This is a genomic window from Sediminibacterium sp. FW305-C-269, assembly GCF_058231045.1.
The window spans coordinates 208,117-220,722 of record NZ_JBIQXQ010000002.1 but is presented as its reverse complement, the minus strand read 5'-3'; the positions used below and the strand labels follow the sequence as shown (position 1 = coordinate 220,722).

Here is a 12,606-nt window from a genome sequence, read left to right as displayed (position 1 = left end):
TTGATAATTATCTCTTTTCTTATATGGCAAGCAATCGAAGACGTCCCCTGTTTCTACAGGGGACTTTTTATTGCTCATCAAGGCTATTTACGTACGCTCCTTTTTCATTACGCAATGAATAACAAAGATTGGGATTCACCAATCCATACAAACGGCCGTTACGGATCACAAAACTCATATAGGATTTCCCATTCTCCCGCCAGCCTTTGCCCCATTGTTCCTTGCCTTTGTGGTAAACAATATGTTTCATTAATTTACCCGAAGGGTACCATTCCTTATAATCACCTTCATAGTCACCATTCCGGAAATGGTATTCATATTGAAGCTGCCCATTAGACCACCATCCCCTGTGAACACTATCTTTTTCCCCCAGATGATAAAACCTCAATGCCTGTTGCCCACCATTTTCGTAATAAGCTCGCATGATCCCTTCTTCCCGACCACCATACACTTGTTGTGATATCCACAGCTGCCCGGATTCATAACGGGTTTCAATGGTGCCGCTAAAAGGATGCCTTTGTAAAAACCAAATACCGTTTACCAGCTGCAATGCAGTGTCATTCCTGCTCACTTTTACAGCAGGAATCGAGAGACGACGCTCTTCTGTTGCAGTTTTTCCCGGAGTCGATGTTTCCCGGCAGGCTACTGCCAGCACGATCAGGTATACAAACAAAAATCTCATTCTTCCTGTTTTAATATCCTGATATCCGCTATCAGGTCGTTCACGTCTTTCAGTGAAGTGCCTTTATACACGCCCCTGATACGCCGGTGCCTGTCTATCAGCAGCAGATTTTCCGTATGAAGGAAATCATTACTGCTTTTTTTTGTTCCCATATCCTCATCGGCAAAATAAGCGCTTCGGGCAAGTGTGTAAATTGAATCCCGGTTACCGGTAAGCAGCAACCATTTGTCACTTATCACCCCATGCGCAGATGCATATTGCTGCAGCCTGGCAATATCATCTGTTTCTGGGGTTACGCTATGTGAAAGTATCCGGACATCTGCATCTGTGAGATATGCTTTCTGTACAAGTGCGAGATGATTGGTCAGGCGCTTGCAAATACCCGGACAGGCTGTAAAGAAAAAACCCGCCACATATACTTTATTGTTCACACTTTTTGCCGTTACCAACACACCCCGTTGATCCATCAGCTGAAAATCCGGAATGGTATGGATGCGGGTATAGGCAGAATCGGTTGGCTCAATCCACTGCGGCGTGAAATCGGCTGTATTATAAAAAGGCAATGCATGCACAGCCTGCTTAGGTTGCACCGGGGGTGAGCAGGAAAAAAAAGTAGCAGTCGCTGAAAGTGCTAACATAAAATTCAATGCTGATGCCATATTTATTGTTTTGGCTGGGGTGGAGCTGGCCTGCCAGCTTTATTTCCCGGTCCCGGCGGACGGAGGCTTTTTTCGATCATACTATATTGTCGGTATTGCTCTTCGCTCAATACACGTTTGATTTTTTCATCACGGACCTTACTGAGTTTCTCTGCCGCCTCTCTGTTTACGGGCGGGGGCGGCGGGAGTGGTGGTATAGCAGGTTTTCCTTCTTTCGAACGAAGTTTTTCTATACCATCAAAGAACTCGCTGTAAGCAGATTCCAGTTCCATTTTCTGGGCAGCAGTTAACACGATTTCTTTATTGATCTTTTCAGTTACCTGTTTCAGCCTCTCCAAACGCGAGGGAGGTTTGGGTGACCCTGCTTGTGCAATGGCAGACATACCTGCCAGCAATGCCAGCAGTGTCAGAAAATTATTTTTCATAAAGATGATTAATAAGTAAACAATCTATGCATATCAGGAGCGAGCATATTATCCAAAATTTTCTACCGACACCTTGGATAATGCTACCCTGCTCCAGAATTTACTGCGTCACCGAGCCCTTGGTTCCATAGAAGCCGATTCCATTGATATAAGGCGCATCCGCCGTGATGTGGTAATGATAGATACCATTGGGATAATCCGCTGTAACACCCGTATGACCATGGTACACATCAAGATCTGCACTGACCAGGGTTTTGCCGTTTTCCTGTGGTCCATACACGGGAAATCCATCCAGCAGGAAACCGATGAGTGCAGTTTTGGTTTTATTCAGTGTAATGTATAAAGGCTCTACATGGTAATGGTAAGTGGCGGTCGGATCAGGATGACCGTTGTACTGATCAAAAGAATTGATCTCATTCGTCAATGGCTGGTTAGGACCGGCATATTGATTATAGATAGCCACCCCGTTAACCGCCACACCGATTGGACCCAGCGGTGTAGCTTCGTGTGCAGAGTTTACGGCTGGTGAGGCGGGAATCTTAAATGTAAAACTCTTGGTACCAATGCTGTTTGGATTTTTAGAGAAAGCAGTATTACTGCCATTATACGCCTGGTAACGACTATCTGATGCTGCAAAATAACAGCTCTTATGATCAGGTACTCCATCACTTTTGATTGTGATCGTGGTTCCGTCAGAAGAGATCGTTACATTAGTATTGAATTTCTTAAACACTTCAGGAACGACAGCTGTTGATGCAACCGTTGTTGCAGTGGTTGAAGCAGCGGCTTCCTTCTTACAGGAAAAGAAAGGAATCATGATTATCGTGAATCCTAATATACCTGCGAACTGTATTGTTTGCATAGTGATTTTTTTGATTAGATGTTATTTGTGAGGAAAAACCTTCGCAACGGGATTATTATTTCTGATGGGGCGGCGGTGCCTCCTGGCCTTCGCTGCCTGGCATTGGTGGACCGGGGTTTTGAGCCTCTCCATGCGGCGGTGGCGCCTGTGGATTACCGGGTGGAGGTGCCATCATCTGTAATACCTGTCGCAATACGGAATGGAATTTTGCTTTCTGTTCTTCATTGCACATAGACCTGATCTTCTGAAAATGCCGGAACGTAAGCATATCTGTTTCCGCATCGTACCGTACGGCCTGTTTAGCGGCCTCGGCCAATACCGAATCGGTTATTTCCTCCCGTTGTTGCAACAGGTCAAAAAAAACGTTCTTGGCGTCCCTGTTATGACGACGGATCTCCTGCATCTGCTGCCGGTGCTCGTCGCGCAGAACTATCAGTTGCTTCTCCTGAGCTGCGTCCAGTTGCAATTCTTTCACAAGGAAATCTACCATACCCGGCTGCCGACCGGCGTGATGCCGGGGTTCTTTTGCATACATCAACCAAAAAGTGGCGAGGGTAATAAGATTCAATACCACCAGCAGGACAAATGCAACAACCGTCCATTTATTCCTGTTAAAATAACTTATCATTGGTTTAGTTTTTCATGGTAGACAGATGTCGTTCCCAACGCATATTCTTCCGCAAAGTTTTGCAGTTCAGTAGTCGTTGCAGCGTTGACAGACTGCTTTGAACGCAGGAGTGAACGAATGATGGCTATATTCAGGACCAGTAATAAAGACAAGGAAATCAACGACACTGCCGGTCTTGTAAGGAACGACCAGAAAACGGCTTTTATTTGTCTTCCCTCATTCAGGCGTGCTTCCAACCGCGTATAGAAAAAAGCAGGCATTTCGGCGCGGTGGATACCGTTGATACTATCCAGAGTGCGTTCTACTTCTTCTGCAGTAGATTTATCAATATACATATGCGTTCATTTATCGATAGTGTAATAATGTAGCAATTTCTGCCGGAGCTTTTCTTTGGCACGGTGCATCAGGGCTTCCACTGCTTTGATGCTAATGTTCATCACAGCGGCTGTTTCCTCATAACTCAGGTTTTCTGCCCTGATCAGCGTGAACACGATCCGTTGGTTCTCTGGCAGCTGCCGAAGGGCTTTGAAAAGAACAGCAGCACGCTCCTTATTGTCAAGAGCCACCCCCGGATGATCGAAATGCGCCAGTTCAGCTTCCTTATCGCCCAAACCCATCCATGACCGCAGATCAGCCATCCTTTTCCGGGTTTTCTTTTTCCGTTCTGCATCCAGGGCCTTCGTGATGGCCACCCGGTATATCCAGGTAGAGAGTTTTGCCTCACCTCTGAAATCTTTTACCGACTGGAATACCTGTATGAACACCTCCTGTGACAGGTCTTCTGCTTCCTGCCAGTCCTGCACAATGCTGAGCACCGTATTGAATACCATGTTCTGCCAGCTCTCAACCAGTTCTTTAAATGCCAGCTGGTCGCCATTTTGCAGTGATCGGATAAATACCTGTTCGTTCAAATAATAGCGTATTAGTGGATTAGACGTAACAACCTACAAAAAACCTTCGCCCGGAAACAGAAAAAACTGTCGTATTTTGATTTCACACAGTATTTCTATCTTTCCGGTTTCTCATCATCAGAATCATAAAAATTACCTGTCGGGCTGCACCGTACAACCTGCAGGTATCAAAATGGATATGAACTTTAAAATTGGTTTATTCTATACAGGAGTGCTAGTTTTAATATCGGCGCACCTATTCGGACAGGGTTACCAGTCGCTACATGGCTCGGCCTATGCAGGAAGCACCGCCATTTTTAACAATCCTGCCTCCTCTGTTAATTCGGCTCACCGCTGGGATCTTACATTACTATCGGTGCAGGCAAAAATGAGTACCAACAGTGCTTTTATCCAAAACAACCAGGGAACCCGGGAACTAAGTTTACGGGAGGGACGCAACAGCAAATTTATTCATACCAATGCAGATCTCAGCCTGTTCAACCTGCTGTACAAACCGGATAATACCAAAGCGGTCAACGTAGGTATCAGGGCCAGGACCTATGCCCACTCCAAAATGATGCCTTTCAGTTATTCAGACACCATCAGCAGCCTGCACAGTTTCCTGGTGGCCAATAATAACCTGCCTTTTCTGCAAGGATTCGTAACCCAAAGCGGATGGCTGGAAGCTGACCTGAACTACTCCCAGGTATTGCATGAAGACAGCCGCTCACGTCTTACAGCTGGCATCACTTTCCAGATCATGAGGGGATTGTCTGGCACTTTTATGAAACTGAACAAAGTAAGTTATTTTGAATCCAAGAATGGAACGGATACCGTTTACTCCTTAACCGACGGAAGTGGTTCCATGGGCTACTCGGCCAATTATGACGAGAGTAGCTTCAAGAATTTTCTGAAGAAATCTCTCGGTGGTCTGGGATTGAGCATGGGTATAGAATACCTTACCTATAACAGTGAAACTACTGCCGGATCGGGTAACACTGTCCTGAATTACGACTGGAAGATCGGTCTTAGCCTGATGGATCTGGGTGCGAACCATTTTACACCGGGAACGTCTTCTGTACAACTGTTCGGACCCAATTTTGCCATTACAGATGCTACCATCGACAGAAAGCTTTCGGGTACACAGACCCTCCAGGAATTCAAAGATTCCCTGCGTTCTATTTTTACCAATAGCGCTGATATCACAGAACGTTTTACCATTGCCAACCCTACCCGCTTTATCCTGAACATTGACCGGAATCTCGGCAATCATTTCTATGTAAACGGAGAGCTGAATATGAATATTTACTCCAGCACCAGTTATACCAAATTACGCACCCGGGAACTGAACCTGCTCACCATTACCCCGCGCTGGGAAACCCTGAACCTTGGTGCTTATTTGCCAATTCAATATAATACACAGGGACAACTATGGGTGGGTATGGCCGTCAAAGCAGGCCCACTGGTGGTTGGGTTACACAACCTGGGCCTGTTGAAGAAAGCCCCCATGCTGAATGGTGGTGGTTACCTCATGTTATCGCTACATCCTTTCAACAAAAAGAAACTGAAGGATTACCTGGATTGCATGGAATAACGCAGAAGAGATACTTCCTTACATACAATATCTCCGTATCTCCAGGTTAACAGGGTTAACACGGAAATACAGAGATAGGCAAAAACCGGTTGGTCCGGTTCGGGATCAAAAAAGGTTACTCGGCAGACTGGATATTAGACGCCTGTTTTCCTTTTTTACCATCTGTTATTTCAAATGATACTTTTTGTCCTTCCTTTAATGTTTTGAATCCACCCATATTGATGGCAGAGAAGTGGGCAAACAGATCTTCACCACCATCATCCGGTGTGATGAATCCGAAACCTTTTGAATCATTGAACCATTTTACAACTCCTGTTGGCATAATATTAAAATTTAATCCTTAAATGTAAGGAATTTCAGGTGTAATGTAACATTTAGGGCCTGAAATACCCAAAAGCCGCCTTTTAGGTCTATCCTACCGCCTGCAAACCCGTTGGACTGAACCAATAACTGCCGACCGCCTGCCATAAAAATAGCCCGCAAAACCTGCGGGCTATTAACAACTATACTTGAGAAAGAGAACACTCTATTTTTCAGCGGCCACCACCCCTTTAAAATACCCGATAGATTCGGCGATACCTGCCAGGGGATCGGTCATATCTTTTTCAAACTCAATACTGCATACTCCTTTGTAACCGATCTTGTTCAGTGATTTCACCAGGGCGGGGAAATCGATCACTCCCCTGCCTATCTCGATGGCTTTCCCCTCTTTGGCTGCGATGCTCACATCCTTGATATGCAGATCAAACAGACGATCCTTATATTCCTTGACGGCTTTGTCAACAGCAGTTCCGGCGCGAACGGCATGACCGATATCGATGCACAGACCCATTCGGGGATCTCGCTGTTTGATGCGGTCATATACATCTTTCGGACCGGGATATAATGCATCTTCAGGTCCATGGTTATGAATGGCCAGTTTGATATCATATTCCTTCACTTTCTGTTCGGCATAGTCGAGCAGGTCGTAACTAGGCACTCCAACAATCATTGGCACACCACATTTTTTTGCATAGGCAAATGCCTGATCTACCGCTTCTTTCGTCCTCATGTAAATAACACCTACTGTATACACCTGTATATCGGCTGCTTTGTATTTGGCAAGTGCTGCATCAATGGTTTCCTGGCTGCTGTTCAGCGGGAGGTGTATTTCTTTTACGGACAGATGGTGCACCCCAAGTCTTTTCATCATGGCAATTGACTTATCCAGGTCAAACTTGGCAAATGTATACCCGGCAATACCTACCGGCAAGGGATCTTTACCATCGGCTGGAAAGGGTTTAGGAGCGGCACCGGCCAATAATATCACCGATAAAAAAGCAGCTGCCATAGCTGTTGTTCTCTGTAGAAATTTTCTGAATACTGACATGCAATCGTTTTTTGTGTGGAGAGGTAAGTGGTTTATGGCTGATCGGCAATCCATCACTTTTTCCGGATCAGGGCTTTACCGATATCAATGTGAATTTTGCTTTTTTTTCGCAGTAAGTGCGTTTTGAAGGAACCTAAATTTACGAAAACGATGTAGCTTGGCTTTGCAAAAATTAAAGTCTGTACAATGGTCCGTTCAGTTCAAATGAATAACTTTAACCGCATAGTCCCGATTTATGTCTATTAATCTATCCACAGAAACACCAACAGAACTGCGCTGGGGTATTATCGGTTGCGGTAATGTTACCGAGAAAAAAAGCGGACCCGCTTTTAATAAAGTACCAAATTCTTCCCTACTGGCCGTTATGCGCCGCAACGGCAACAAAGCAAAGGATTATGCTGACCGCCATGGCGTTCCCAAATGGTATGACGACGCCACCGCATTGATCAACGACCCCGACATCAATGCCATTTATGTGGCTACACCTCCTGATTCACATGAAGCTTATGCACTGGCAGCCATACAGGCAGGTAAACCGGTATACGTAGAAAAACCCATGGCAGTAACAACAGCTGCCTGTTTACGTATGCAGGAGGCGGCAGATAAGAGCAATGGCAAACTGACCATTGCACATTACCGGAGAGGACTGCCCATGTTCCGGAAAATACGTTCGTTGCTTGCAGAAAAAACGATCGGGGATATCCGAACCGTACGCATCAGCATGTTACAACAACACAGAACCGATATCGTGGCCAATACAGAAAACAACTGGCGTGTAGATCCTTCGATTGCGGGTGCCGGCTATTTCTACGATCTGGCTCCGCACCAGCTTGACTTGGTAGTTCATTTTTTCGGTAATCCGCTTGAAGCATTTGGCATGGGTGTTAACCAGGCCGGTTTTTATGAAGCAGAGGACGCGGTAACGGGCATGATGCATTTACCCGATCAGGTACTGTTCACCGGTCAATGGGCCTATACCACTGCAGCTGGCACAGAAGAAGATCTGTTTGAGATCATCGGTTCCAAAGGCAGGATCCGTTTCCCGGTCTTTGGCCATACGGTGACTGTACTCACCGGTGAACAGGAGAACATTTTATCATTCGAACCACCTGCACATATACAGCAACCCATGATCGGGGATGTGGTTCAATATTTCCTGGGCAACGCCCCTAACCCCTGCTCTGCCGCAGATGCGTTGGTATCGATGCGGGTAATGGAATGTTTCGCCTATGGCAAAAAACTTTCAGATCTTTCACACTAAAACCAGGATATGCCCGCACAGCCCAGAAGAAAATTTATCCGATCCTTACTTACCGGTTCTGTTGCCGCAACTGCGGTACCGATGAGTTGGGCAGCTAACCCCAAACCACCGAAAGATTTCTCACCAGGAAACCGCTTTAAGATCAGCCTCAATGCCTATTCTTTCCATTCACCTTTATCCGCTAAAAAAACTACGCTGGAAGAAGTGATGGATTTCTGTGTACGCGAAGGTTTTGATGCCATTGATCTCACCGGCTATTATTTTCCGGGTTATCCCGAAATACCATCGGATGCCTATATCTACCAATTAAAAAATAAAGCCCACCGTGCAGGATTGGGTATCAGTGGAACCGGTATACGCAACGAATTCGCAGATCCGGATCCAGTTAAAAGAGCTGCCGAAGTTGCTTTTGTAAAAAACTGGATCGAAGTAGCCGCAAAACTGGGAGCACCCGTTATCCGCATTTTCAGCGGGAAAACCTTACCTGCTGGTTATAACCGGGAAGAAGTGGAAAACTGGATCGTAACCTGCATCAAAAGCTGTGTGGTACATGGCCGGCAACACGGGGTAATTGTTGCGCTGCAGAACCACAACGATTTTGTAAAAACTGCCGATCAGGCAATCAGTATACTGCAGAAAGTGAACAGCGAATGGTTTGGCCTGGTACTCGATACCGGAAGTTTCGTTACGGAAGAACCCTATCATGAAATCGAAAAAACCACCTCCTGGGCCGTAAACTGGCAGATTAAGGAAAAGCTCAATTACCAGGGAAACGTATCGGATATGAACCTGGACAGGCTTTGTGATATTATACACGCATCCGGCTATCGTGGCTACTTACCCATAGAAACACTTAGTCCTGGAGACCCTTTTACACTGGTTCCACCATTTCTGCAAAAGGTAAAAGCAGCACTGGCAAAAGCGGAACACAACAGATAGCAAAAACATAACTTATGCGCTCCATCCGGTTACTCATGCTTTTATGCATTTGGTCATATTCACAAACGCTTAGTGCACAAATCAGCCATTATTCCATTGCCAATGCACATTCGCATAATGATTTTGAACAGCAACATCCTTTTTACCAGGCTTACAATGAGGGCTTCGGTTCTATAGAAGCAGATATTTTCCTGTTTTACAATCAGCTGTTGGTGGGGCATGACAGTTCACAGTTAACCCCGGCAAGGAACCTTGAAAACCTATACCTGCAACCCCTGGCAGAAAGCATCAAAAAAAATGGGGGTACTATTTATACAGACAGTAGCCGAAAACTGCAATTACTGATAGACCTGAAGACCGATGGACACAGCACTTTACCGGCACTGATCTCCTTACTTGAGAAATATCCTTCCATCATCCATAACCGAACCATACGGATCGTAATATCAGGCAACCGGCCTGCTGATTCACTATACCATCGTTACCCTTCTTATATCTGGTTTGACGGAAGACTGGGACAGCAGTATCCTGTACGGACTTTGTCGCGCATAGCCATGCTAAGCGAAAACTTCAGCAAGTATTCCAAATGGAAAGACCCGACACAACCGTTTCCGGAAGACGACAGGCAGAAGCTGCAGCAACTCATCGATCAGGCACATGCGCTCAACAAGACGGTCCGTTTCTGGGCCATTCCCGATCACACAAAAAGCTGGGAGGAAATGATGAAACTGGGGGTGGATTTCCTCAATACCGACCGCATAGCAGAGCTCGCCGATTTTCTGGGAAAACAAAATTCAAACCTTCATACCCTTCCTTATAACAGGATCATCCATTCAGCAGGCGATGTAGTTCGGTATGGCAGACCCGATCTGGAGAACCATGCACTGGATGTAGCCCTCTTGCCCACTCCCGGTTTGGCGGTGATCGAAGACAGGTACGGCATCAGCGTATTGGATACCAGGCAGAAAAAGATAAGCCACAGATGGAGTTATACCGACCTGCCCATATTTGCAAAATATATGAGTACGTACACCGGTATAAAAGTATTTACCGATAACGGCAAAACATGGATAGTTTGGAGCGCTGCTGAAAAAGAAACTGGCAAAAGCGCTTTGATGATAACCGAATGGGCCAATGGTTTTCATGATTTCTCAGCAGTCACATTTGAAAAAAAGGCTCCTTCCAAAAATGCGCTCCCCAATGATATCACGGTATCAAAAGAGCAGGGAGGAACATTTCTCTACCTGGTACTCAACGGCAATAACGAACTGGTCAAACTCCGCTGGAGCGATCGCAGCATAGTATGGAAAACCGCAACAGGAGTGGCGCCTTACGGTCTGGCAGTAGCTGCCAATAAAGTATATGTGAGCAATTGGGCCGGAAGCACCGCAATAGACAGCAGCCGTGAAAGAGCTGTCACCCCCTGGAACCTTGCCTATACCGACCCCATAACCGGCGCCACTGCCATGGGTTCGGTGAGTGTGTTCGATAGCCGAACCGGAACAAAGCTAGCAGAGATCACTGCAGGACTGCACCCCAATGCAGTGGTAGCTGCTGCCAATGGACAATACGTATATGTTTCCAATGGAAATAGTGACGAGATCACCGTTATACATAGCCAAAAAGATGTTGTTACAGAAACCATTCCTGTGGGTTTATTGAACAAAACAAAAAACTTACAGGGAAGCAGCCCCAACGCACTGCAGCTAAACAAAGAGAATACTGTGTTATATGTGGCCAATGGTATGGACAATGCAGTAGCAGTAGTAGCATTGGGTAAACAAGCGGCCAGTTCCGGAAAAGGGAAAACAAGGTTATTGGGAATGATCCCTACGGAAGCCTATCCGGGCGGACTTGCGTTAACCGGGAATACACTCATTGTTACCAATCTTGAATCCGATGGGGCCAATGTGATCGACGACAGGCGAAAAGCGAGATCCATCCATAACCAATTGGCTTCAGTAAGCATCATTCCAATCCCTGACAGAAACAGGCTGGAACAGTATACACTGGAAGTAGCCAGGCTAAACCTGATTAACCGGACAGAACAGTTTTTACCCAGACAAAATGTAGCACCGGTTCCTGTACCCGCCCGTTTAGGAGAGCCCTCTGTTTTTAAACACGTAGTATATATCATCAAGGAAAACAAAACCTATGACCAGGTATATGGGGATATGCCAACAGGAAGAGGCGATAGCTCACTGTGCATTTTCGGAAAAAAGATCACACCCAATATGCATGCATTGGCCATGCAGTTTGGCTGGATGGATAATTATTATGCCTCAGGAAAATCATCCGCAGAAGGCCATCAATGGACGGATGCGGGAATGGTATCGGATTATGTAGAGAAGAATGTACGTGCCTGGTTCCGCAGTTATCCGCACCGGCAGGAAGATGCATTGGTGTACAACAAAAGCGGTTTCATCTGGAACCAGGCCCTTGATCATGGAAAAACCGTTCGCATTTTTGGAGAAGCCTGCGAAACGGAATACGATAGAAAACTAAAGTGGCAGGATCTCTATAGAAACTACCAGGCAGGCAAGAAACCCGTTTGGCATAACGAGACCACCATTGCCCGCATACGACCGATCATTTCTGCCACTTTCCCTGATTGCGACAATATTGCCTTCAGCGACCAACAACGTGCCGATATTTTCATTGAAGAATGGAAAGAAGCGGAAAAAAACAACAACCTGCCTAACCTCATGGTAGTTTCTTTACCCAACGACCACAGCGCCGGAACCTCCCCCGATTTTCCTACACCGAATGCCATGGTAGCCGATAATGACCTTGCTGTTGGCAAAATTGTAGACATGATCAGCAAAAGCAGGTACTGGGATTCAACCGTCATTTTCATCACACAGGATGACTCGCAGAGCGGATGGGATCATATCTCGGCTTACCGGACAGTTGGATTGGTCATAAGTCCCTACAGCAGTAAAAAGCTCGTCACCACAGCGTACAACCAAACATCCATGCTGCGAACCATAGAGCAGATATTAGGTATCCCTCCTATGAATGTAATGGATGCAACGGCCAGGCTAATGACAGACTGTTTTCAAACCACAAAAAACAGTATCCCTTATCATTTCCTGCCCAATAATATTCCATTAGACGAGATGAATAAGAAACTGAACGTATTGAGCGCTAAAGAAAAAAAGATGGCTCTGCAATCGCAGTATGAGGTATTCAATGAAATCGATGGCGGCAAAGACAATATCATGAACCGTATCATCTGGCAATATGCCAAAGGAGATATACCCTATCCTTCAGAAACCCGGCAAAAAAATAAATAAG

The 12,606-nt window shown here is 45.9% G+C and carries 13 protein-coding genes; 4 read left to right on the top strand and 9 right to left on the bottom strand.

Annotation, left to right across the window (positions count from 1 at the left end):
• Positions 1 to 67: 67 nt before the first annotated feature.
• The 7 genes from ACH3Y6_RS06340 to ACH3Y6_RS06310 form a co-directional block, all read right to left on the bottom strand.
• Positions 68 to 682: a toxin-antitoxin system YwqK family antitoxin gene (locus ACH3Y6_RS06340; protein WP_490834755.1), complete on the bottom strand. Its 615-nt coding sequence runs from the start codon at positions 680 to 682 to the stop codon at positions 68 to 70.
• Positions 679 to 1,341, bottom strand: coding sequence for an SCO family protein (locus ACH3Y6_RS06335; RefSeq protein WP_490834754.1), 663 nt, complete (start codon positions 1,339 to 1,341; stop codon positions 679 to 681). The genes ACH3Y6_RS06340 and ACH3Y6_RS06335 overlap by 4 nt, the downstream gene beginning before the upstream one ends.
• Before the next feature lie 2 nt (positions 1,342 to 1,343).
• Entirely contained in the window at positions 1,344 to 1,766 is a 423-nt protein-coding gene (locus tag ACH3Y6_RS06330; RefSeq protein WP_490834753.1) for a hypothetical protein, read from the bottom strand.
• A 100-nt stretch (positions 1,767 to 1,866) separates the two neighbouring features.
• Positions 1,867 to 2,628 carry a YHYH protein gene (locus ACH3Y6_RS06325; RefSeq protein WP_490834752.1) on the bottom strand — a complete coding sequence of 254 codons (762 nt, stop codon included), beginning with the start codon at positions 2,626 to 2,628 and terminating at the stop codon, positions 1,867 to 1,869.
• 55 nt (positions 2,629 to 2,683) lie between these two features.
• Positions 2,684 to 3,256, bottom strand: coding sequence for a Spy/CpxP family protein refolding chaperone (locus tag ACH3Y6_RS06320; protein ID WP_490834751.1), 573 nt, complete (start codon positions 3,254 to 3,256; stop codon positions 2,684 to 2,686).
• Positions 3,253 to 3,591, bottom strand: coding sequence for a hypothetical protein (locus tag ACH3Y6_RS06315; RefSeq protein WP_490834750.1), 339 nt, complete (start codon positions 3,589 to 3,591; stop codon positions 3,253 to 3,255). Before ACH3Y6_RS06315 ends, ACH3Y6_RS06320 begins: the two co-directional genes overlap by 4 nt.
• Positions 3,592 to 3,597: 6 nt before the next feature.
• Complete coding sequence (locus ACH3Y6_RS06310; RefSeq protein WP_490834749.1) at positions 3,598 to 4,167, bottom strand: RNA polymerase sigma factor; 570 nt, start codon at positions 4,165 to 4,167, stop codon at positions 3,598 to 3,600.
• A gap of 211 nt (positions 4,168 to 4,378) precedes the next feature.
• Between ACH3Y6_RS06310 and ACH3Y6_RS06305 the strand changes: the two genes are divergently transcribed.
• Positions 4,379 to 5,740 (top strand): hypothetical protein, encoded by a 1,362-nt coding sequence (locus tag ACH3Y6_RS06305; RefSeq protein WP_490834748.1) that lies wholly within the window; start codon positions 4,379 to 4,381, stop codon positions 5,738 to 5,740.
• Between the two features lie 115 nt (positions 5,741 to 5,855).
• Here the strand turns inward: ACH3Y6_RS06305 and ACH3Y6_RS06300 are convergent, their stop codons facing one another.
• Together ACH3Y6_RS06300 and ACH3Y6_RS06295 are read right to left on the bottom strand one after the other, a co-directional pair.
• Positions 5,856 to 6,062, bottom strand: coding sequence for a cold-shock protein (locus tag ACH3Y6_RS06300; protein WP_490834747.1), 207 nt, complete (start codon positions 6,060 to 6,062; stop codon positions 5,856 to 5,858).
• 204 nt (positions 6,063 to 6,266) lie between these two features.
• A complete protein-coding gene (locus ACH3Y6_RS06295; RefSeq protein ID WP_490834746.1) occupies positions 6,267 to 7,109 on the bottom strand; it encodes a sugar phosphate isomerase/epimerase family protein in 843 nt (280 codons plus the stop codon).
• Between the two features lie 235 nt (positions 7,110 to 7,344).
• On the opposite strand from ACH3Y6_RS06295, the gene ACH3Y6_RS06290 reads away from it, so the two are divergent.
• Genes ACH3Y6_RS06290 through ACH3Y6_RS06280 form a run of 3 tightly spaced genes read left to right on the top strand, consistent with a single transcriptional unit; the run spans position 7,345 to position 12,605 of the window.
• Positions 7,345 to 8,370, top strand: a complete 1,026-nt coding sequence (locus ACH3Y6_RS06290) for a Gfo/Idh/MocA family protein (RefSeq protein WP_490834745.1) — start codon at positions 7,345 to 7,347, stop codon at positions 8,368 to 8,370.
• Between the two features lie 9 nt (positions 8,371 to 8,379).
• Positions 8,380 to 9,309, top strand: coding sequence for a sugar phosphate isomerase/epimerase family protein (locus ACH3Y6_RS06285; RefSeq protein WP_490834744.1), 930 nt, complete (start codon positions 8,380 to 8,382; stop codon positions 9,307 to 9,309).
• A gap of 35 nt (positions 9,310 to 9,344) precedes the next feature.
• Positions 9,345 to 12,605 (top strand): alkaline phosphatase family protein, encoded by a 3,261-nt coding sequence (locus ACH3Y6_RS06280; protein WP_490834743.1) that lies wholly within the window; start codon positions 9,345 to 9,347, stop codon positions 12,603 to 12,605.
• Position 12,606: the final 1 nt, after the last annotated feature.

Bases quoted from the DNA above. Each gene is read 5' to 3' on its own strand.
- ACH3Y6_RS06340 (WP_490834755.1), bottom strand. From the start codon at position 682: ATGAGATTTTTGTTTGTATACCTGATCGTGCTGGCAGTAGCCTGCCGG.
- ACH3Y6_RS06335 (WP_490834754.1), bottom strand. From the start codon at position 1,341: ATGGCATCAGCATTGAATTTTATGTTAGCACTTTCAGCGACTGCTACT.
- ACH3Y6_RS06330 (WP_490834753.1), bottom strand. From the start codon at position 1,766: ATGAAAAATAATTTTCTGACACTGCTGGCATTGCTGGCAGGTATGTCT.
- ACH3Y6_RS06325 (WP_490834752.1), bottom strand. From the start codon at position 2,628: ATGCAAACAATACAGTTCGCAGGTATATTAGGATTCACGATAATCATG.
- ACH3Y6_RS06320 (WP_490834751.1), bottom strand. From the start codon at position 3,256: ATGATAAGTTATTTTAACAGGAATAAATGGACGGTTGTTGCATTTGTC.
- ACH3Y6_RS06315 (WP_490834750.1), bottom strand. From the start codon at position 3,591: ATGTATATTGATAAATCTACTGCAGAAGAAGTAGAACGCACTCTGGAT.
- ACH3Y6_RS06300 (WP_490834747.1), bottom strand. From the start codon at position 6,062: ATGCCAACAGGAGTTGTAAAATGGTTCAATGATTCAAAAGGTTTCGGA.
- ACH3Y6_RS06295 (WP_490834746.1), bottom strand. From the start codon at position 7,109: ATGTCAGTATTCAGAAAATTTCTACAGAGAACAACAGCTATGGCAGCT.
- ACH3Y6_RS06290 (WP_490834745.1), top strand. From the start codon at position 7,345: ATGTCTATTAATCTATCCACAGAAACACCAACAGAACTGCGCTGGGGT.
- ACH3Y6_RS06285 (WP_490834744.1), top strand. From the start codon at position 8,380: ATGCCCGCACAGCCCAGAAGAAAATTTATCCGATCCTTACTTACCGGT.
- ACH3Y6_RS06280 (WP_490834743.1), top strand. From the start codon at position 9,345: ATGCTTTTATGCATTTGGTCATATTCACAAACGCTTAGTGCACAAATC.